Annotated in this window: 21 protein-coding genes and 1 tRNA gene; 8 read left to right on the top strand and 14 right to left on the bottom strand. The window is 57.7% G+C overall.

Annotation, left to right across the window (positions count from 1 at the left end):
- Positions 1 to 25: 25 nt before the first annotated feature.
- Positions 26 to 1,009, bottom strand: a complete 984-nt coding sequence (locus PH558_RS15190; RefSeq protein WP_285205161.1) for a quinone oxidoreductase family protein — start codon at positions 1,007 to 1,009, stop codon at positions 26 to 28.
- A gap of 12 nt (positions 1,010 to 1,021) precedes the next feature.
- Positions 1,022 to 1,747 carry a phosphatidylcholine synthase gene (gene pcsA, locus PH558_RS15185; RefSeq protein ID WP_069612134.1) on the bottom strand — a complete coding sequence of 242 codons (726 nt, stop codon included), beginning with the start codon at positions 1,745 to 1,747 and terminating at the stop codon, positions 1,022 to 1,024.
- Between the two features lie 212 nt (positions 1,748 to 1,959).
- On the opposite strand from pcsA, the gene PH558_RS15180 reads away from it, so the two are divergent.
- Positions 1,960 to 3,162: a UbiH/UbiF family hydroxylase gene (locus PH558_RS15180; RefSeq protein ID WP_285205160.1), complete on the top strand. Its 1,203-nt coding sequence runs from the start codon at positions 1,960 to 1,962 to the stop codon at positions 3,160 to 3,162.
- On the opposite strand, the gene PH558_RS15175 is transcribed toward PH558_RS15180, so the two are convergent.
- Together PH558_RS15175 and PH558_RS15170 are read right to left on the bottom strand one after the other, a co-directional pair.
- Positions 3,139 to 4,101 (bottom strand): AEC family transporter, encoded by a 963-nt coding sequence (locus PH558_RS15175; RefSeq protein WP_095434848.1) that lies wholly within the window; start codon positions 4,099 to 4,101, stop codon positions 3,139 to 3,141. The genes PH558_RS15180 and PH558_RS15175 overlap by 24 nt on opposite strands.
- 64 nt (positions 4,102 to 4,165) lie before the next feature.
- Positions 4,166 to 4,933: a cytochrome c biogenesis CcdA family protein gene (locus tag PH558_RS15170; protein ID WP_285205159.1), complete on the bottom strand. Its 768-nt coding sequence runs from the start codon at positions 4,931 to 4,933 to the stop codon at positions 4,166 to 4,168.
- Positions 4,934 to 5,217: 284 nt separating this feature from the next.
- On the opposite strand from PH558_RS15170, the gene PH558_RS15165 reads away from it, so the two are divergent.
- Together PH558_RS15165 and PH558_RS15160 are read left to right on the top strand one after the other, a co-directional pair.
- Positions 5,218 to 5,499 (top strand): PsiF family protein, encoded by a 282-nt coding sequence (locus tag PH558_RS15165; RefSeq protein WP_113409191.1) that lies wholly within the window; start codon positions 5,218 to 5,220, stop codon positions 5,497 to 5,499.
- 504 nt (positions 5,500 to 6,003) lie between these two features.
- Positions 6,004 to 6,132, top strand: a complete 129-nt coding sequence (locus tag PH558_RS15160) for a hypothetical protein (RefSeq protein WP_285205158.1) — start codon at positions 6,004 to 6,006, stop codon at positions 6,130 to 6,132.
- 179 nt (positions 6,133 to 6,311) lie between these two features.
- Here the strand turns inward: PH558_RS15160 and PH558_RS15155 are convergent, their stop codons facing one another.
- The 3 genes from PH558_RS15155 to PH558_RS15145 all read right to left on the bottom strand — a co-directional run bounded on the left by PH558_RS15155 (position 6,312) and on the right by PH558_RS15145 (position 8,607).
- A complete protein-coding gene (locus PH558_RS15155; protein WP_285205157.1) occupies positions 6,312 to 6,515 on the bottom strand; it encodes a hypothetical protein in 204 nt (67 codons plus the stop codon).
- 422 nt (positions 6,516 to 6,937) lie between these two features.
- Complete coding sequence (locus PH558_RS15150; RefSeq protein ID WP_113409254.1) at positions 6,938 to 7,417, bottom strand: hypothetical protein; 480 nt, start codon at positions 7,415 to 7,417, stop codon at positions 6,938 to 6,940.
- 1,114 nt (positions 7,418 to 8,531) lie between these two features.
- A tRNA-Lys gene (locus PH558_RS15145) sits at positions 8,532 to 8,607 on the bottom strand.
- A gap of 377 nt (positions 8,608 to 8,984) precedes the next feature.
- Here PH558_RS15145 and PH558_RS15140 point away from each other — a divergent pair.
- The 3 genes from PH558_RS15140 to PH558_RS15130 all read left to right on the top strand — a co-directional run bounded on the left by PH558_RS15140 (position 8,985) and on the right by PH558_RS15130 (position 10,460).
- The gene (locus PH558_RS15140; RefSeq protein WP_095434844.1) at positions 8,985 to 9,242 is read left to right on the top strand and encodes a GlsB/YeaQ/YmgE family stress response membrane protein; all 258 of its coding nucleotides are present in this window, start codon (positions 8,985 to 8,987) and stop codon (positions 9,240 to 9,242) included.
- A 193-nt stretch (positions 9,243 to 9,435) separates the two neighbouring features.
- Positions 9,436 to 9,642, top strand: a complete 207-nt coding sequence (locus PH558_RS15135; protein ID WP_095434843.1) for a hypothetical protein — start codon at positions 9,436 to 9,438, stop codon at positions 9,640 to 9,642.
- A 203-nt stretch (positions 9,643 to 9,845) separates the two neighbouring features.
- On the top strand, positions 9,846 to 10,460 hold the full coding sequence (locus PH558_RS15130) for a GntR family transcriptional regulator (RefSeq protein WP_095434842.1): 615 nt from the start codon (positions 9,846 to 9,848) through the stop codon (positions 10,458 to 10,460).
- Between the two features lie 53 nt (positions 10,461 to 10,513).
- Here PH558_RS15130 and PH558_RS15125 read toward each other — a convergent pair whose 3' ends face one another.
- From PH558_RS15125 to cysG, 5 genes are all read right to left on the bottom strand, one after another.
- Positions 10,514 to 11,326 carry a ferredoxin--NADP reductase gene (locus tag PH558_RS15125; protein ID WP_095434841.1) on the bottom strand — a complete coding sequence of 271 codons (813 nt, stop codon included), beginning with the start codon at positions 11,324 to 11,326 and terminating at the stop codon, positions 10,514 to 10,516.
- A gap of 245 nt (positions 11,327 to 11,571) precedes the next feature.
- Entirely contained in the window at positions 11,572 to 12,084 is a 513-nt protein-coding gene (locus tag PH558_RS15120) for a DUF934 domain-containing protein (protein WP_285205155.1), read from the bottom strand.
- A gap of 11 nt (positions 12,085 to 12,095) precedes the next feature.
- Positions 12,096 to 13,775 carry a nitrite/sulfite reductase gene (locus tag PH558_RS15115; protein WP_095434839.1) on the bottom strand — a complete coding sequence of 560 codons (1,680 nt, stop codon included), beginning with the start codon at positions 13,773 to 13,775 and terminating at the stop codon, positions 12,096 to 12,098.
- A 17-nt stretch (positions 13,776 to 13,792) separates the two neighbouring features.
- Positions 13,793 to 14,107, bottom strand: a complete 315-nt coding sequence (locus tag PH558_RS15110) for a DUF2849 domain-containing protein (RefSeq protein WP_095434838.1) — start codon at positions 14,105 to 14,107, stop codon at positions 13,793 to 13,795.
- Positions 14,108 to 14,110: 3 nt separating this feature from the next.
- Positions 14,111 to 15,547 (bottom strand): siroheme synthase CysG, encoded by a 1,437-nt coding sequence (gene cysG / locus PH558_RS15105; RefSeq protein ID WP_113409195.1) that lies wholly within the window; start codon positions 15,545 to 15,547, stop codon positions 14,111 to 14,113.
- A gap of 295 nt (positions 15,548 to 15,842) precedes the next feature.
- On the opposite strand from cysG, the gene PH558_RS15100 reads away from it, so the two are divergent.
- Together PH558_RS15100 and mazG are read left to right on the top strand one after the other, a co-directional pair.
- Complete coding sequence (locus PH558_RS15100; RefSeq protein ID WP_095434836.1) at positions 15,843 to 16,430, top strand: deaminase; 588 nt, start codon at positions 15,843 to 15,845, stop codon at positions 16,428 to 16,430.
- Between the two features lie 22 nt (positions 16,431 to 16,452).
- The gene (mazG, locus tag PH558_RS15095) at positions 16,453 to 17,301 is read left to right on the top strand and encodes a nucleoside triphosphate pyrophosphohydrolase (protein WP_095434835.1); all 849 of its coding nucleotides are present in this window, start codon (positions 16,453 to 16,455) and stop codon (positions 17,299 to 17,301) included.
- A 7-nt stretch (positions 17,302 to 17,308) separates the two neighbouring features.
- On the opposite strand, the gene hflX is transcribed toward mazG, so the two are convergent.
- Both hflX and hfq read right to left on the bottom strand, forming a co-directional pair.
- Positions 17,309 to 18,643 (bottom strand): GTPase HflX, encoded by a 1,335-nt coding sequence (gene hflX, locus PH558_RS15090; RefSeq protein ID WP_285205148.1) that lies wholly within the window; start codon positions 18,641 to 18,643, stop codon positions 17,309 to 17,311.
- A gap of 78 nt (positions 18,644 to 18,721) precedes the next feature.
- On the bottom strand, positions 18,722 to 18,964 hold the full coding sequence (gene hfq / locus PH558_RS15085; RefSeq protein ID WP_003539403.1) for an RNA chaperone Hfq: 243 nt from the start codon (positions 18,962 to 18,964) through the stop codon (positions 18,722 to 18,724).
- Positions 18,965 to 19,046: the final 82 nt, after the last annotated feature.

Below are 19,046 nucleotides of genomic sequence, written 5' to 3'. Positions count from 1 at the left end.
TCCCACCGTCCTGCCCTTTACGGATCTATGGGATCAGTAGTGTAGTTCCACTCGTTTTCCTGGCTTCCAAATCCGCGTGCGCGCGCCCTGCATCAGCAAGCGGATAAGTTTGATGAATATTGATACGCACTTTGCTGCTTTGCACAACAGCAAATAACGCCTTTGCACTGGCTCTCAACTCCTCAGGTGTGCCGACATAGGCAAAAAGGCTCGGCCGCGTGGCAAAGAGCGAGCCTTTCTGATTGAGGATGGCGAGATTGAAATTCTCGATCGGACCGGACGACTGACCGAAGGTCACCCACATCCCGCGTGGCTTCAGGCAATCGAGCGACTGTGGAAACGTGTCCTTGCCGACTGAGTCGTAGACGACGTCGACACCCTTGCCGCCGGTAATCTCGCGGACGCGCTCGGCAAAATTCTCCCTGCCGTAATCGATGACATGGTCGTAGCCGTGAGCCAGCGCCAGTTCGACCTTTTCGGCAGAACCGGCAGTGCCGATGACGGTACCGGCTCCCAGTGCCTTGGCCCATTGGCCGGCAATCAGGCCAACGCCACCGGCAGCCGCGTGGAACAACAACATCGCTCCGGGACCGACCTTGAAGGTGCGGTTCAGCAGATATTCTGCCGTCATGCCCTTCAGCATCATCGATGCCGCGGTTTCGAGCGTGATATCATCGGGCACCTTGACCAGATGACGCGTCTCGATGTTGCGCTCGACGCTGTAGGCACCGTCGCTGCCGACATAGGCGACGCGGTCGCCTACGGCAAAATCGGTCACGCCAGGCCCGACTTCAGTGATCGTGCCTGCAGCTTCCTTGCCGAGCGGCAATGGAAACTGAGGTGCCTTGTAGAGGCCCGAGCGAAAATAGACATCGATGAAGTTGAGGCCGATCGCGGCGTGACGAAGCTGCACCTCGCCTGCGCCGGGAGGCGGCAGATCCACCTCCTCCAGCTTCATGACCTCCGGACCGCCATTTTCATGAATGCGGATAACCTTGGTCTTCTTCATGATGCACAATCCTTATTGACGTCCGAGGGACGGGAAAAACTGCAGCACGGCGCCGATGCAATAAAGATAGATGCCGCTGATGATGAAGAGGGCAACGGCCCATTGCGGCATGACGAAATGCATCAGCAGCGAATAGATGCCAAGCGCCGACCAGAAGAGAAATATGCCAAGGTTCAGCGGCCGCAAGCGCTTGACGCGCACGGGATGAAGAAAATTGATCGGCAGGAAGGTCAGGACGACGGAAACGCCGACGAGGATCATGGCCGTCGTGGCGCTGGCGCCGATGACGAAAAGCGTAAAGATCACCATGTTCCAGACGACCGGAAAGCCGGAGAAGAAATATTCGTCCGTCTTCATGCCGGTATCGGCGTAATAGATGGCACTGGAAACGACGATCATGCCGGCGGCGACAAAGGACCAGGGTTCGCCGATCATGCCGCTCTCATAGAGCGCGAATGCCGGCAGCAGCACATAGGTGACGTAATCGATGATGTTGTCGAGCGTGTCGCCGGACCAGTTTGGCAGAACTTCCTTGACGCGAACCTTGCGTGCGATCGGCCCGTCTATGCCATCGACCAGCAGCGCCAGACCAAGCCACCAGAACATATCGACAAAGCGATGTTCCGACGCTGCAACGACGCCGAGAAAGGCGAGAAACGATCCGGATGCCGTCAGTATATGAACGGAGAACGCACGCATCTCCGCATAAGGCACCCGCTTGTAATTGAAGATTTTCATCCGCCCCACGACTCGTCAGCTTATTCACCTGCCCCGGCAGGCGGTTTTTCTTGCTAATATGCATCCTTTGGTCGGCATCGCCAGCGCAAAAGCGTTCATTGCGGCAAGCTAGCGCGACTTACTGTCATTTTCACCCGTTGCGATGTTTCATCCCATGGATTTCAACAGGCTAAGCGCTTATTTTCAGAACCAAAGGCAATTGAGGCATCGATATGAAGCAGATTGAAGTGGCCGTTATCGGCGGTGGACTCGCCGGCATGATCACGGCTTTCGCGCTGGCACGCGGCGGGAGATCCGTCGCCCTTGTCGCCGCGCCGCACAACAAGGCCGACAAGCGGACGACGGCGCTGATGGATCAATCGATCCGCTTTCTGGAGCGCCTGACGCTATGGGACAGGATCGTACCTTCGGCCGCGCCGCTGACGACGATGCGCATCATAGACGGCACATCGCGACTATTGCGGGCGCCGACCGTCTCGTTCCGATCGTCCGAAATCGGCCTGGATGCCTTCGGCTACAATATTCCGAATGCCGTGTTGCTCGACAATCTCAGCGAAGCGATCGATGCGGAAGGCAATATCAGCCGCATCGCAGCCACGGCTTCCGATATCACCTTCGGCGATGATGGCGTATCGATCACCCTCGACAATGGCGATTCGATCGATGCGGCATTCGTCGTCGGCGCGGACGGCCGCAATTCGATGGTGCGAGAGACGCTCGGAATCAAGACCAAGGGCTGGTCCTATCCGCAATCGGCGATGGTTCTGAATTTTTCGCATAGCCTGCCGCATCAGAACATCTCTAGCGAATTCCATACCGAAAGCGGCCCCTTTACGCAGGTGCCTCTGCCCGGCCGGCGCTCCAGCCTCGTCTGGGTTCAGAAGCCGGCCGAAGCGGCAGCCAATGCGGAGAAGTCGCTCGAAGAACTCGGCCGGCTGGTCGAGGAGCGGATGCAATCGATGCTCGGCCAGGTCACGATCGAGGACAGCGTGCAGGTCTGGCCCCTTTCAGGCATGACAGCCTATCGCTTCGGCAAGGGCCGCGCCGCGCTGATCGGCGAAGCAGCCCATGTCTTCCCCCCAATCGGCGCGCAAGGCCTCAATCTCAGCCTTCGCGATATATTGGCGTTGTCGGACATTCTCTGCTCGCGCGCCGACTTGCCGATCCCTGTAGCAGCGGGCGACAGTTTCCACCGCAAGAGACGTGCTGATATCATCAGCCGCACGGCAAGCGTCGATCTTCTCAACCGTTCACTGCTGTCGGACTTCCTGCCGGTACAGATGCTGCGCGCGGCAGGTCTGCATGTGCTTTCGGCCATCGCTCCGCTCCGCAACATCGTCATGCGCGAGGGTATCGAGCCGGGTGGCGGCCTGCGAAATTTTTCGTCGGCATTACGTGAAAAGCTGCGCCGGTAAGGTGCCGGACTTTATCAGATAGAGCACCAGCGAAACCGTCACCACGGAACAGGCCGTGGTGACCAGGATGGTGGCGGAGGCCCTCTCCTGCCAGACACCATATTGCTGGCCGATGACGAAGACGTTCGTTGCCGTCGGCAACGCCGCCAGCAATACGGCCGCCTCGATCCAGATCGGATCGAAGCCGCCGACAGCTTTCAGAACGACATAGACGACCAATGGATGCAGGATGAGCTTTGCCGGGACGATATAGCCGATCTCGACTGGAACCCGCCTCAGCGGACGCAGCGCGAGCGTTACTCCCATGGCGAATAGGGCACAAGGCGCAGCCGCTTGCGCGAGATAATTGACAAATCGCTCGAAGGCGATCGGTTGATGCAGCGATAACGCAGCTACGACAAAACCCAGCGCTGTCGACAGGATGAAAGGGTGCAGCAGCACCTTCCGGGCGATATCGGCGGCAACGCGCCATGGCGAGCGCTTATCGCCGCCTTCCAGCGCCATCAGGGCGGGCGCGACGATGAAATGCAGTGCGTTTTCAAAGCATACGATCAGCGCTACCGGAACAGCCGCCTTTTCGCCAAGCGCCAGCAGCGCAAGGCCCGGTCCCATATAGCCGATATTGCCGTAGGCGCCAGCAAAGGCCTGGATGGTGCTGTCGGCAAGCGAATTGCGGCGCAGGAAACGGCCGATCAGGAACAGGAGCAGGAAAATCGAATAGGTCGCAGCGATATCGGTGGCGATGAAGTCTATCCGAGTCAGCTGCTCGATCGGCGTCTGCGAAACGAGCTTGAAGAACAGCGCCGGCAATGCCGCGTAGATGATGAACGTATTCAGCCAGCCGAGCGCTTCTGCCGGCTGCTTTGTAACACGTGCGGCGACATAACCGATCAGGATCAGGCCGAAAAATGGCAGCAGCAGATTAACAATATCAGCCATGGGGGTCAGCCATCGGGCATGTTCCATTTGCCGGGGAAAATGAAGGCGAAAGGTATCGCCCGGCTTAGCCGATTTTCATCAGGATTGGAAAGGTCTGCTGAAACCAGATCGCCATACCGCTGACATAGCCGAAGGTGAAAGCGAGACCGGTCAGCACCAAAAGCGCGCCCATAACCTTCTCAACCGTGCCGAGATGGCGGCGGAAGCGGGAGAGAAACCGCATGAAGGCGCCGGAAAAGCCGGCGGCGATCCAGAAGGGAATGGCAAGGCCCAGCGAATAGACGGCAAGCAGGCCGGCGCCGGCACCGACCGTTTCGCGCGAGGCGGCAATGCCGAGGATGGCGCCGAGAACGGGACCGATGCAGGGGGTCCAGCCAAAGGCGAAGGCCAGACCCATGATATAGGCGCCCGTCAGCGTCGCCGGCTTGCCGCCGCTCTGGAAGCGCGCCTCCCGGGCCAGAAGGCCGATGCGGAAGACGCCGAGGAAGTTCAGCCCCATGATGACGATGATCAAACCGCCGATTTTGGCGAGAATATCGAGATGCTGGCGTAAAAGCATGCCGATCGAGGACGCACCGGCGCCGAGCGCGACAAATACGGTGGCAAATCCCAAGGTGAAGAACAGTGCCGACATCAGCACATTGCCGCGAACGCTCGGGCCAGGAACACTCGGGCCTCCCGCTACGGCCGCACCGCCGCCGCGAAACTGCTCGACCGAGATTCCCGCCATGTAGCAGAGATAGGGTGGCACGAGCGGCAGCACGCAGGGCGAAAGAAACGAAAGCGCTCCGGCGAGTAAGGCACTCAGAAGCGAGATATCGGCAAGCGACACGATGGACTCCGGCTATGTCATTCCGGTTCCCTTCCTAGCGACGCGGGTGTCGGAAAGCCAATCACCTTTTCGAGCGGGCTGGCCATCTTGCCTTAAAGTTGACGGAATTGGGATAGCTGCAGTCGGGCGCAAAACCCCGATTTTCCCCGGTTTTCCGGGCGCGACCAACGGTCACGAAGCTGGCCGATGAACGAATTGCTTTTGTAAAAATATTGGTTCAAGCTGTTGATGTTCGTCGAACAACGTACATTCCACCCCAGCTACTCAGCGGAGGAAAAGCCCCCATGCGTATTGCTACTATGTTCACGACTGCAGCCTTTGTCGCACTCTTCAGCGTAAGTGCCATGGCACAAACGGCGACCACCCCCAGTACGACCACAACAACCCCGAGCGCAACGACGACGCCCGCCCCATCGACGACCAATACGATGAAGCCGAAGGCAACGAAGCCGGCGCAGACCGCCGTTTCCAAGGCATGTTCGACTCAGGCTGACGCCAAGGGTCTGCATGGAAAGGCACGTGCCAAGTTCCGAAGCGATTGCAAGAAGAACGGCGGCAAGGCCTAAAACTCGTTTCATTCTCGAATCGTGGTCAACTTTGCCGTCCAGCTGACGGTAGAGTTGACCATCACGGCGCTCCCATCAAATAATCCCGACGGAAAGACCGAGCTGCGGCATCTGAATGCTGTTTGCTTGCGATGATAGCTTGTGCTGCCATCCTCTGGTCGGACATATCCTGTTTTCTTGCGGAATTCCGGACGGAAAACCGTTGCCACCTTTTCTGAGATGACCCTGCAGGTCGGCGCCATTGATGCCGGGAGAGCAAATGTGCGTTATCCGGATTTACCCACTCACTGTCGACATCGATTGCGGGCTTGGCTCTGTCGCAGCCGTAGCAACGTTCTGCAATAAACGAGACAAACCCGGGAAACCGGCTGACATTACAGTCCATCCCTATCCGGTCAAATCAATAGACGGAGCAGGAAGTTGAGACCCGCCATAAACCCTCCCCCTTCAGAAGCATCACAGACTAACTATCTGACAGCCTGCCTTTTCGCCCTGGAGCCCTCCATGGAGAGCCTAGTTGCTGCGGCGATGAAATCTGGCTGGAAGCGCGAATATGTTCTTCTTGCCATCATGGCCATCGCGCTGAACAACGGCAGCACAAACCGATCGTCCCCTAAGTCATTGCATTCATGAATGATGGAGAATGAAGTCGGTGACGCAAACAGCACCGTCGCTACCGAAACGATGATCGCGTCGCGATCGTCGTTGCGCTACTTTTGCCGGACTGCGCGATTATCTTTCCATGAGAAACGGCGCATGACGCGCACGAGCAGCCATCCGACATCGGTGTATTGCTCAGACGCCGCTAGGGCTCATGCGTTCCTGGGCTTACGCTCTTTTGTCACCGGATCGACTTTACCCTCAGCGAGCCTGTTGCGAGGATCGGCAACGAGGGAAGCCCCGTCCTTTTCTTTATGCAGCCGGTCGTCCTTACGAATCTCGCTATGCTGTATCTTCGCCAGGGCTTGCTTCTTCTCACGTCCGCCATGCGATTCACTTTGTCGATCCTGTGCCAAGATTCGCCTCCTGTGTTTTGAAAAGGGAACTCAATTGATGCGATTAGGTTCCGATGGAAATAACGACACCACCATAATCGGCGATCTCTCATTCGACTGCCGAGCGAGTTTCGGAGGATTTTCGTCTCTGGAAGCGGCAAAGCGCCACCTCACTGTACTTTTAGCGACACATAATATAATAATGCGACGATAGACGTGAAACGAATCATGAATTTCATGCGTTTAAGCTTCACTGCCATGTGAGGAAGCTGATCATGACGTCGGTCGAAAGGAAAAAGCTCGCGCGGCTTGTTATGCTGAAGCTGCTACCGATCTTCGGTGGCCTCACTGCGGTCGCCGTCGTCGCACTTTCGACAATCGCATAGACCCACAATCGTATAGATATTGGCCACAGACCCTGCATCGTCTTGCCCGTCCGAATGTCAGGAGCAGTCGGTGCTGTCGACTGAAAATGAATAGTCCCTTCCCTTCAGCTGATAGATGTAATTTGCCAGAGATGCTTCGCCGGAACTGAACTTCGGCAGCAGGAAGTCGCAGAGGTCCGTCAGCTGCGCGGATTTGACGAGAGGCGGATCGAAATCGTCATCATCGTCGTCAAGATCGTAGAAATAGCTATAGATATGATCGGTAAGGTCTATCTTCGTCAGCGTGGTTTTCTGATCGATCTTCCTGGGCAGATCCTTATTGGCAAAGATCACGGGATAGCGCTCCGTCAGGTAAGGGATCACAATTCGCTCCGTTACCGGTGTCGTGATCGCAATGCCCATCAGTGGCAGAACGCGTAAGGCTATCGAAAACTTCCTGCCTGCGATCAACCCAAACAAAAGCCCCAGAGAACCCAACAACCCGCAAACGATTGCATAGATTTCCCATAGGGACAGCTCTGCCACGAATTCCATCATTCGCCCGTCGTCTTCGCCAACCATTTTATTGATGAGATTATGGTACTATCGAATCCGCATTTTTCGCCAGTTAATTTGCACCAGATGTCATCAACAACCTGTGCGTTACGGCAGGCCAGAAAAATCGGCACCCAGGGTCGCGCAATCAACGAGATTCAACAATGCAGACATAGCCGAGAAAGTTGCACGTTTTTATCGCTTCGTTCGAAACTGAAGGACAGGCGCTGACCTACTCCCAGCCGCACTGGGAGCCAGAACCGAGCGAGGAAGATTCTGACGAGGAATATCAAGCCTGGGAGGATCGCAACCCTTTATGGCTATGAAACGGGAACTCGGAGACGCCGAGTTCGATGAAGATCATCGAAACCATTTGGGCAGTCGACGACGACCTAACCGGCCCAGATTGGAAATATCTATCCGGGGCCTCTCGAAACGGCTGACGTCGAAGCGTGTAAAGCCATTGCACCATTAAGGAGCAGCACATTGATATTGATCGATGAGCTGGCGCTGGGCGCGCTCGATTTCAAACCCTCTTCGACGTCGACGATCACCTATTGCGGAAGCTACCCGCAGCGATCCTAAATATCGCTTATGGCTATTGTTTCCGTATCGCCAGCAAAAAGCGGCAATATCCCGCAGTTCAGCTTTCCGATCTAGGCCACACATCAAAGCGAGGATTGCTGACTTCCGTTCGATTGGATCGGTCCTTGGCCGAGCCAACTATTCCGATTCAATGAACCAGCTTCGCAATCGGTGGGACAGTTTGCATCCCGCTCTCGTGCCGCCCCGAAGTCGCCCCGATGATAACCGCAACGACAGCAACCATTATGTAAATAATGGCTCCTTTAGGCTTTCGGTCCGATACGCAATGCCTTGTCGACTCTAGTGAACGCAGATGCTCAGACATCATGATCCTTTAGGTATTGAAGTGCACTCATTTAGTCGATCAGTGGTCCCTAATGAATATCCCGATTCGCGCATCTCCCTTGCAGCAGGCGAATACCGGGTCTTTTCTCGGATCCAAATTGTCCGGAGAAAAAGCCAACCTCATTCCCGCACCCGGCAAATAGGGTCGAAACCAAGACCAGAAAAACTGCGGAATCGATGAAGCTAATGGTGAGAGCGATGGGATTCGAACCCATGACCTACTGATTAAAAGTCAGTTGCTCTACCGACTGAGCTACGCTCTCCCTCTCCGCAGGCAGAGACCGCCTCGGCTGGAAGTGCGCGGAACATATGCAGACGCCCTATTGTGGTCAACCCATAAAATGGTGGTTGCGAGCGACCGAAGATGCTTTTCCTCAGCTGGCTGCCGCGAAATGACGGCCTCGAGCCGAAGAAATCGCCTACTATTAAGGAAAATCAGAAATCCGACACAGCACGCGGATGAGCTTCAACAAGGCAAACGATTCTCAAAGACACAAACAACCGTAACAATTTCCCATAATAATCAGGGTTGCAATGAACGGATCGATCGGCTCGCCATCCGCAACAGTTGGGGTGCGAATCGTTTTTGGTGTATATCAGCTATTGTTAACAACCTGTCGGGCCCTCAGGAGGTTCTTTTATGGAAGACGCAAACGTCGGTTGGATTGCAGCAATTATCATCGGCGGCCTAGCTGGCTGGTTCGCCGAGATGATCATGAAAAGCAACACGGGCATCATCATGAACATCATCCTCGGCATTGTCGGCGCGCTCGTTGCCAGCTGGCTTTTCCGTACGCTCGGCATCGTCCTGCCGTTCCATGTATGGCTGAACTACCTGATCACAGGTTTCATCGGCGCCTGCATCCTGATTTTCGTCGGCCGACTGATCAGACGTTAGCAGCGCATCGGGCTGCGAAAGCCCGAATTGGGAAGAGGAAAAAAAGGGAAGGCGGGCCACACCGCCTTCCCTTTTTTGTTGTGCTCACCAGGTGAGATGCAAGACCGCGAAAATGCGCCGTGGCCTTTTTAGGTCTTTCCAAGCGTGACCTCGACGCTATGTACCAAAAGGGAACCGAAAGGAGGTTGGAAACATGACGGAAAACGCCAATCGGACAACCACCCGCAAAGTCATCCGCGGCCGCCCCTACAGTATTGCCGAGTTTGCACGGAAATATCGCCTCGATGATGCCGAGGCAAAACGCCTCTTCTACAAGTTCGGCCCGTCATCCACCGAATTGGACCTGCTCATGGCTGCCAAACGAAGGCCGCCCAGTCTTGCAACCGCAATCGGTCGATAACGCGCGGCTTTTCAAGCCAGGCTTGCGAAATGCCGCTGAGATCGGCGACCGCAAAGCGACGATCCGGCACACACGATAGTCAGGCACCGCTGCATGGCCATGATACATGGCTTTGCAATATACTGATATATCACATCCGATTGCCTTCGGAGATGCTAAATGACACTGTGTGCCACTCAAGCATAAGCCGGATGCAGCCCCGAATGCAGAATTCGCTTAGCCACCTTGCCTATCTCGCGTTGGAATACGCGATCGTGACGCTTGCGCTGAAGCCAGGCTCCCTCGTCACCGAAAAGCAGCTGATTGAAGTGGCCGAGCATGGGCGAACACCGGTGCGCGAAGCAATCCAGAAACTTGCATGGCAGGGATTGATCCATGTGCGGCCACGCGTCGGCCTGCAAATCGCGGAGATTCGCCGCGAAGACCATCAATATGTCATGCAAGTGAGACGTGAATTGGAGCCGATTGCAGCCGCGCTCGCCGCCACCCATGCCGATCAGCAGCAGCGCGAGCAGTTGGAGGAATGCGCTCGCCTGATGACGGAATGTGCCGTTACAGGCAACCTTCCCGGCTTTTTTGCTGCCGATAAGGCCTTCGACGAAATTCTCGAAGCCGCCTGCCCCAACAATTTCATCACAACAGCGCTCGCAACCGTGCAGACGCACGCACGCCGGCTATGGTATTCCACTGGAACACATGATCGCATGGGCCTGGCGATCACTATGCATGTCCAAGCCATCGAAGCCATTCGGGGCGGTGATGCCAAGGCGGCCGAGACTGCAATGGCCTCGCTCATCGATTACCTCAGCGGCGCATGAAAAAAGGCGGCCCCGTTACCAAAGCCGCCTTTAAATCTGGATTTTGGGTTCGATTAGCCGACGAAAGCGCGTTCGATGACGAACTCGGCCGGATTGTTGTTGGCACCTTCGTTCAGGCCGGCCTTTTCGAGCAGCGACTTGGTGTCCTTCAGCATGGCGGAGGAGCCGCAGATCATGCCGCGATCGATCGCGGGATCAAGCGGCGGCACGCCGAGATCGCTGAAAAGCTTGCCGTTTTCGATGAGATCGGTAATGCGGCCCTTGAAGGGAAACTCCTCGCGGGTCACGGTCGCATAATGACGTAGCTTGTCGCCGACGACTTCGCTCAACAGCTCGTCGTTGCGGATTTCCTCGACGAGATCGAAGCCGTATTTCAGCTCGGCAACATCGCGCGTGGTATGGGTGAGGATGACCTCCTCATACTTCTCATAGGTCTCCGGGTCGCGGATGAGGCTCGCAAATGGTGCAATGCCGGTGCCGGTAGAGAACATGTAGAGCCGCCGGCCGGGGGTCAGCGCGTCCAGAACCAGCGTGCCGGTCGGCTTCTTGCGCATCAGCACTTCGTCGCCGGGCTTGATGTTCTGCAGGTGCGAGGTCAGCGGACCATCCGGCACCTTGATGGAAAAGAATTCAAGCTCATCGGCCCAGGCGGGACTTGCGATCGAATAGGCGCGATAAAGCGGCTTACCATCGACCATGAGGCCGATCATGGCGAACTCGCCCGAGCGGAAACGGAAGCCTTGCGGCCTGGTCATGGTGAAGCGAAAGAGCCGGTCGGTATAATGCGTGACGCTCAGCACCTTCTCGGCGAAGACGCCGGCGGGTACTGCTGAAGCAAATTCATCTGTCTTTGCGGGGGCGTTCATTCTGTCTCGAATCCCGTATTAGTCTTACGCGTTTTTCCTGGTCACGTATTCTCTGGCAGGCTCATTTCGCGACGCTGATATAACAATATAGCCGGTTTTGAAAGGCATTCCATTCCAACCGGTGCCAGAGGACTGAAATATGCATTTTTCAGTCAAGTTTCCAGATTGCCGACATTACATCCTTCGAAAGGCCTGAATACGGCAATCCAACATTGTCAAATTGCCGTAATCCCAAGCCCGCGGCCTCAGGCCGACTTGGCCGGCAATCGCCGCCAGCTATAGGCCTGTCCGCCTTCGGCACGCCGAGCGGTCGGCTGATAGTAATGCGGAATGCCCGGAAGGCGGTTCTCCGACAGGCGCTTCAGCGCCGTCTCGTTGGTCACGGCGAAACTATCGATGCCGACGCGCAGCATCAGCGGAATCTGATCGATCAGCACGTCGCCGACCGCGCGCAGCTCATTGGCATAGCCGAGGCGTTGGCGCAGCAGCGAAGCATGGCTGAAGGCACGGCCATCGTTGAATGCAGGAAAGGCGACCGCGACGATATCGAGACGGTCAAGATAGGCCTGCAGCCGGCTCACGTCATCGGCCGGCTTGATGAGAACGCCGAGGCCCGCCTCATTGCTCTCTTCCGCCTTTGTGATCAATGCATCGAGGCTAAGCAGCGGCTTCTGCGCCTCGGTCGCCTTGACCTCATCGGTCTCGATGACCCACGGATCATTGTCCACGAAGCCTGTTTCACGCCAGATCTTTGTCATGGTCGATCTCCTTACGCCGCTTCCGCTGCCGACGAAGACGCGCCATAGAGCGCGGTCTTGAACGGCTGCGGCCCGACGCGGCGATAGGCGGCGAGGAAGGTTTCGGAAGGATCGAGGCGAAGGCCGAGATAGGTGTCGACGATGGTCTCGATGGCGTCGGTCACCTTGTCGGGCTCGAAGCCGCGACCGATAATCTCGCCGATCGAGGTATTCTCGTCGCCGGAGCCGCCGAGCGTGATCTGATAGAGTTCCGCACCCTTCTTCTCGACGCCGAGCAGGCCGATATGGCCGACATGGTGGTGGCCGCAGGCATTGATGCAGCCGGAAATCTTGATCTTCAGCTCGCCGATCTCCGCTTGGCGCTCGGGCGAACCGAAACGCGTGGAGATTTCCTGCGCAACCGGAATGGAACGCGCGTTGGCAAGCGCGCAATAATCGAGACCGGGACAGGCGATAATATCAGTGATCAGGCCCGCATTCGCCGTTTCCAGGCCGTTGGCCACCAGAGCGCGATAGACGGCTTCGAGATCGGCCAGCGCCACATGCGGCAGGATAAGGTTCTGCTCATGGCTGACGCGGATCTCGTCAAAGGCATATTCCTCGGCGATATCGGCTACGGCGTCCATCTGCGCGTCCGAGGCGTCGCCCGGAATGCCGCCGATCGGCTTCAGCGAGATTGTCACCATGCCGTAATCGGGGTTCTTGTGCGGCTGCACATTCTGCTGCACCCAGCGCGCAAAAGCCGGATCGGCCTTCTTCCAGCGTGCCAGGCTTTCCCAGCCTTCGGGGCGCTCAGGCAGCGTCGGCGGTGCGAAATAGGCTGAGATCGCCTGAACGTCAGCTTCCGGCAGCTTCAGTTCGGTGTCTCGCAGCTTGTCGAACTCGGCCTCGACCTGACGCGCCAGTTCCTCGGCGCCGGTTTCATGCACGAGGATTTTGATACGGGCCTTATACTTGTTGTCGCGGCGCCCATGCAGATTGTAAACGCGCATGATGGCCGTCGTATAGGACAGGAGATCCTCTTCCGGCAGGAAGTCACGGATCAGCTTGGCAACCAGCGGCGTGCGCCCCTGCCCGCCGCCGACGTAAACGGCAAAGCCGATCTCGCCCTTGTCGTTCTTCTTCAGATGAAGGCCGATATCATGCACCTGGATCGCAGCGCGGTCACGCTCGGCGCCGGTGACGGCGATCTTAAACTTGCGCGGCAGGAAGGAAAATTCCGGATGAACGGAGGACCATTGGCGCAGGATTTCGGCATAGGGCCTGGGATCGGCGACTTCGTCAGCCGCAGCGCCGGCGAAATGATCGGCAGTCACGTTGCGAATGCAATTGCCGGAAGTCTGGATCGCATGCATCTCGACGGAGGCTAAATCAGCCAGCGCATCGGGCATTTCGGAGAGCTTCGGCCAGTTGAACTGCAGGTTCTGGCGCGTGGTGAAATGACCATAGCCGCGGTCATAGGTGCGCGCGACATGGGCGAGCATGCGCATCTGGCGCGAACTCAGCGTGCCGTAGGGAATGGCAATGCGCAGCATATAAGCATGCAGCTGCAGATAAACGCCATTCATCAAGCGCAGCGGCTTGAAGGCATCTTCCGAAAGCTCACCCGAGAGGCGTCGCTCCACCTGATCGCGGAACTGGGCAACCCGTTCCGCAACAAAGGCGTGGTCGAATTCATCGTAACGATACATGACTTCCTCGGGACTTCTCAGACTGCAATGAAATCGGGATCGGCCGGGGCATAGCCCGGCGCATATTCCATGGTGGGGCCTTCGGCGCGGATGCGCTCGCGCAGGCGCAGCGGCCAAAGCTTGCCGCCGGTTTCCTGCACGTCGATCAGATTGACGTCGACGACCTTGTTGTCAGCATAGGCTTGCTTGCCGATCGCTTCCAGTGCAGCTTCCGCTTCGGAATGACGAGCGACCAGCGCCTCCTGCAGCGATGTCACCCACTCACCGTTAGCGTTCAGCCAGACGGCGACGCCATCGGTGAGCCGGTTTGCGGTCAGAACCTTGTCGACCATCAATCAGTTCCTTGCATAGTCTTGAGCAGCGGTCTCGCGACGGACCAGCGGCTCGGATTGTTCAAAATTCGCACCAGCGACGGCATCGCCGATAATGACCATGACCGGCCCGCCCAGCTCATCGCGGTGCTCGAGATCGGGCAGATCCCGCAGGATGCCGTGCATCAAGCGGCGATCGCGCCGGCTGGCATTCTCGATGATGGCAACGGTCGTCTCGGGCGGCAAGCCGGCTTGCATCAGGCGGCCGGCGACGGAAGCAGCGACCGTGCGCCCCATATATACGGCAATCGTGGCGCCGGATACGGCCAAGCTCGCCCAATCGGGCAGCACATCGCCCGTGAGATCGTGACCGGTCGTAAAGACCAGCGACGAGGCGACACCACGCAGCGTCAGCGGCAATTCGAAATCGGCAGCAGCGGCGAAAGCCGAGGTGATGCCGGGAACAATCTCATAGCCGATACCGGCAGCGCGCAAGGCTGCCATTTCCTCGCCGGCGCGGCCATAGACCAGCGGATCGCCCGACTTCAGCCGCACAACACGCTTGCCTTCGCGACCAAGCTGCACCAGCAGATCGTTGATCTCTTCCTGCGACTTGCTGTGGCAGCCCTTGCGCTTACCGACGGAGAGGCGCTCGGCATCGCGGCGGCCCATGTCGACGATCGCCTGCGGCACCAGCGCATCATATACGATGACATCGGCTTCCATCATCACGCGCTGCGCGCGCAGCGTCAGGAGATCTTCGGCGCCAGGACCGGCGCCAACCAGCCAGATACGGCCCTCTACCTTACGCGACGACCGCAGCAGCTCATCGGCCACCCGCTCCGCCTGCGCGATATGACCGGCATTGACGGCATCGGCGACCGGTCCGGAAAAGAACTGCCGCCAGAAGATGCGGCGAGCAACGCCACGCGGTACAAAACGCTCGACCGGCTTACGGAAGCGCGTCGCGAGCTCCGCCAGTTTGCCGAGCGACGGCGACAGCATCTGGTCGATCTGCGCGCGGATCATCTGCGCGAGGACAGGGCCGGCGCCTTCCGTGCCAATGGCAACGGCCACGGGCGCGCGGTTGACCAGGGCGGGCGTATAGAAATCGCAATAGTCGGGCTGGTCGACGGCGTTTGCCGGGATACGCTCAGCGCGGGCAGCATCGACGATACCGCGATCAGCCTCGGCATCACCGGTGGCGGCAAAAACGAGCGTCGCGCCCTTGACCTGATCGGATGAAAAATCGCCGCGTATGGTTTCGATGCGGTTGGCGATGAGGAAAGCGTGATAATCAGCCTCCGGCGCCTGCGCAAAGGCAACGACTTTCGCCTGCGTGTTCAAAAGCAGCCGCACCTTGGCGAAAGCTTCATCGCCATTGCCGAAGACAGCCGCTACCCTTCCTTCCACACGGAAGAAAGCGGGAAACACCGAAAGCTGTTCAGTCCTGGGAGGCATCACTATTCCACTTCGAGATTTGGCGAATATCGCCCCTGCGGCCAAGAGATTGAAGAAACAGAAATTCTAATGCCCATGCATGCGCGTATTCTTTTGCTCGACTTGACAAGGATTTGAGCAAAACTCACCAGGCGAGCAGATTGCAATAAGCCTATAAAATCTATAGATTTTTACGACTCGACCCCGTTGTCGAGCTGCTTTATTGCTTGTGGCAAACACAGTTTTTAAGTTATTTACGCATACCGCCGCATTTGCAACCCCTATAGACTGCAGCGAAAATCGTTGGAGAAAGCCCTTGTCTGACAATAGCATCGCTGCACGCCTCCTCAACGTCGTCGAGCATGACATCCTGCCCCTGACCCGCAAGGGCGTGGCTGCCGGTAACAAGGTTTTCGGCGCGGCCATCTTGCGCAAGTCCGATCTCTCGCTCGTCATCGCGGACACCAACAATGAACTGGAAAACCCGCTCTGGCATGGAGAGGTTCACACCCTCAAGCGCTTCTACGAACTCGGCGAGAAACCCGCGACCAAGGATCTGATCTTTCTGTCGACTCACGAGCCCTGCACCATGTGCATGTCGGCGATCACCTGGGCGGGCTTCGACAATTTCCACTATTTTTTCAGCCACGAGGACTCCCGGGATGCTTTCGCAATCCCGCACGATCTCAAGATCCTGAAGGAGGTCTTCGGCTTGGAACCAGGCGGCTATCGCCGCCAAAACGCATTCTGGAATAGCTTTGCAATCTCCGACCTCGTGGAGACGGAAGCCGATCCGCGCAAGGGCGAGCTGAAGAAGCAGACCGCGCGCATCAAGCAAGCCTATGCCGATCTCTCCGAGAACTACCAAGCCTCTAAGAACGGCAACGACATTCCTTTGAACTGACAGAGCAAAACCCGAGGCAACGATGGAAGCATCGCGAGACATTTCCGGCCTGATCGACATCATGGCGGCGCTGCGAAACCCGGAGAGCGGTTGCCCTTGGGACATCGTCCAGACCTTCGAGACCATCAAGCCCTATACGATCGAAGAGGCCTACGAGGTCGCGGATGCGATCGAGCGCAAGGATAACGACGATCTCTGCGACGAACTCGGCGATCTCTTGCTACAGGTCGTTTTCCATTCCCGGATCGCCGAGGAGGCAGGCGCGTTTTCCTTCGGCGATGTGGTGCACGCCATCACCCGCAAGATGATCCGCCGCCATCCGCATGTCTTTGCCGTCTCCGATGCCAAGACCGAAGACGCGGTGACGCTGCAATGGGACCGGATCAAGGCCGAGGAGAAGCGGGAACGCGCCGAACGCCGCGCCACGAGCGGCATCACCGAAGATTTCAAGGCCGGTTTCCTGGGTTCGGTGCAGCGGACTTTCCCTGCTCTGACCGAAGCCTTGAAACTGCAGGAGCGCGCCGCCAAGGTCGGCTTCGATTGGTCGGCGCCGGAACCGATCCTCGACAAGATCGAGGAGGAGATCGGCGAATTGCGGGCAGCGCTTGCAAGCGGCGACAAGGCCAAGGTCAGCGACGAACTCGGCGATCTGATCTTCGCCGTCGTCAATATCGGCCGGCATGTGAACACGGATCCGGAGCAAGCCCTGCGCGGCACGAACACCAAGTTCCGCCGCCGCTTCCATCATATCGAAACGACGCTGGAAGCTGAAGGCGAGACGCTGGAGGGCGCCTCGCTGGAGCGGATGGAAGAAATCTGGCAGTCAGCAAAAGCCATCGAGCGGCAGCTGGCAGGCGTCAAGTCGGCGTAAAGCCCACCTATTCCCAGTCTTCGCGTTGCGGCTTCGGGCCGTTGCCCATGCGCCGCTCCAATTCAGCCGCCTCGGTCTCGGTCAGGCGAACATCGAGCGTCACCGTCCCGTCCTCATTATCCTCGCGGTTGTCGACGACAGCATGATTGTAAAGCCAGGGCAGCAGTGCCAGCTTTTCCACCGGCAGTGTAATCGTCGTTTCCGTCAACACGCCGGAAAGACGTCGGCTGATTTCGTCCATCAAACGATCGACGCCCTCGCCTAATATCGCCGAGACGGCAATGACGTTTTCTGTTGTCGAAGCCTTCTGGACGATGGCGTCATGCGCTTCCGGCTCCAGGCGGTCGATCTTGTTCCAGACCTCGAGGATGCGCTTGGCGCCTTCAGCTTCGCCGATGCCGAGATCGCCGAGAATGCGCATGACGTCAGCGCTCTGGGCCTGATTGTCGTCATCGGAGAGATCGCGGACATGCAGGATCAGGTCGGCTTCCAGCACCTCTTCCAGCGTCGCGCGGAAGGCGGCCACCAGGTGAGTCGGAAGGTCAGAAATGAAACCGACGGTATCTGAGAGGATAACGGTGCGGCCATGCGGCAGCTTCATGCGACGCAACGTCGGATCGAGCGTCGCAAAGAGCATGTCTTCCGCCAGAACGCCGGCGCCGGTGATGCGGTTGAACAGCGTCGATTTACCGGCATTGGTGTAGCCAACGAGAGCCACGATCGGATGTGGAACCTTTTTTCGCTTGGCGCGATGAAGCTGGCGGGTGCGAACCACCTGCTCCAGTTCCCGCTCCAGCCGGATGATCCGCTCCTGCAGCATGCGCCGGTCGGCTTCGATCTGGGTTTCACCCGGGCCGCCCATGAAACCGGCACCGCCGCGCTGGCGTTCAAGGTGGGTCCAGCTTCGAACCAGCCGGCCTTTCTGATAGTTCAGATGTGCCAGCTCGACCTGCAGCGTGCCTTCCTTGGTGGAGGCGCGGCGGCCGAAGATTTCCAGGATGAGGCCGGTACGGTCGATGACCTTGGCGTTCCATGCCTTTTCAAGATTGCGCTGCTGCACCGGCGTCAGAGGATGATCGACGATGACGAGCCCAGCATTGAACTCGTCGAGCAGCGCGCGAATCTCTTCGATTTTGCCGGTCCCAAGCAGGGTTGCCGGCCGCGGATCATTGATCGGAACGATAGAGCCGTTGACGACATCGAGGTCGATGGCGAGCGCAAGGCCCTTGGCCTCTTCCAGCCGGCTTTCGGGCGGTCGAGTGACAGAGATGGCATTGTCGGCTTGAGCTGTCCGTGTTGCACGCGCCTGTTTGAGCACAGGGACGACGACAACAGCGCGCATATCATCCCGGTGTTTTACGGTTTCCGGGATGAGGGAATCATTTTTGGTATCGCGTGTCGTGATAACGGCAAGTCCCAGTTAGGATGCGGCTTCTTCGCTCTCGAACATCTGCATGGGCTGACCCGGCATGATCGTCGAGATCGCATGCTTGTACACGAGCTGCGAATGGCCATCGCGGCGGAGCAAGACACAGAAATTGTCGAATGAGGTTACGACACCTGTGAGCTTCACGCCGTTAATCAAGAAAATTGTGAGTGAAATCTTTTGCTTGCGAACAGTATTGAGAAACAAGTCCTGCAAGTTCTGAGAACGTTCCGCCATCGCGCCGCTTCTTTCTTTTTTGCCGACCTGAGCCGGTTGAATGTCATGGTATACAGAGGTCCCGGACGGGAGATACCCTCAT

The organism is Rhizobium pantanalense (assembly GCF_030182525.1).
Classification (GTDB): Bacteria; Pseudomonadota; Alphaproteobacteria; order Rhizobiales; family Rhizobiaceae; genus Rhizobium.
Note: the sequence above shows the minus strand (reverse complement) of the source record. Positions and strands in the feature narration are given on the sequence as shown.

Coding starts and splice junctions, on each gene's coding strand:
- PH558_RS15190 (WP_285205161.1), bottom strand. CDS start 1,009: ATGAAGAAGACCAAGGTTATCCGCATTCATGAAAATGGCGGTCCGGAG.
- pcsA (WP_069612134.1), bottom strand. CDS start 1,747: ATGAAAATCTTCAATTACAAGCGGGTGCCTTATGCGGAGATGCGTGCG.
- PH558_RS15180 (WP_285205160.1), top strand. CDS start 1,960: ATGAAGCAGATTGAAGTGGCCGTTATCGGCGGTGGACTCGCCGGCATG.
- PH558_RS15175 (WP_095434848.1), bottom strand. CDS start 4,101: ATGGCTGATATTGTTAATCTGCTGCTGCCATTTTTCGGCCTGATCCTG.
- PH558_RS15165 (WP_113409191.1), top strand. CDS start 5,218: ATGCGTATTGCTACTATGTTCACGACTGCAGCCTTTGTCGCACTCTTC.
- PH558_RS15160 (WP_285205158.1), top strand. CDS start 6,004: ATGGAGAGCCTAGTTGCTGCGGCGATGAAATCTGGCTGGAAGCGCGAA.
- PH558_RS15150 (WP_113409254.1), bottom strand. CDS start 7,417: ATGATGGAATTCGTGGCAGAGCTGTCCCTATGGGAAATCTATGCAATC.
- PH558_RS15140 (WP_095434844.1), top strand. CDS start 8,985: ATGGAAGACGCAAACGTCGGTTGGATTGCAGCAATTATCATCGGCGGC.
- PH558_RS15135 (WP_095434843.1), top strand. CDS start 9,436: ATGACGGAAAACGCCAATCGGACAACCACCCGCAAAGTCATCCGCGGC.
- PH558_RS15130 (WP_095434842.1), top strand. CDS start 9,846: ATGCAGAATTCGCTTAGCCACCTTGCCTATCTCGCGTTGGAATACGCG.
- PH558_RS15125 (WP_095434841.1), bottom strand. CDS start 11,326: ATGAACGCCCCCGCAAAGACAGATGAATTTGCTTCAGCAGTACCCGCC.
- PH558_RS15120 (WP_285205155.1), bottom strand. CDS start 12,084: ATGACAAAGATCTGGCGTGAAACAGGCTTCGTGGACAATGATCCGTGG.
- PH558_RS15115 (WP_095434839.1), bottom strand. CDS start 13,775: ATGTATCGTTACGATGAATTCGACCACGCCTTTGTTGCGGAACGGGTT.
- PH558_RS15110 (WP_095434838.1), bottom strand. CDS start 14,107: ATGGTCGACAAGGTTCTGACCGCAAACCGGCTCACCGATGGCGTCGCC.
- cysG (WP_113409195.1), bottom strand. CDS start 15,547: ATGCCTCCCAGGACTGAACAGCTTTCGGTGTTTCCCGCTTTCTTCCGT.
- mazG (WP_095434835.1), top strand. CDS start 16,453: ATGGAAGCATCGCGAGACATTTCCGGCCTGATCGACATCATGGCGGCG.
- hflX (WP_285205148.1), bottom strand. CDS start 18,643: ATGCGCGCTGTTGTCGTCGTCCCTGTGCTCAAACAGGCGCGTGCAACA.
- hfq (WP_003539403.1), bottom strand. CDS start 18,964: ATGGCGGAACGTTCTCAGAACTTGCAGGACTTGTTTCTCAATACTGTT.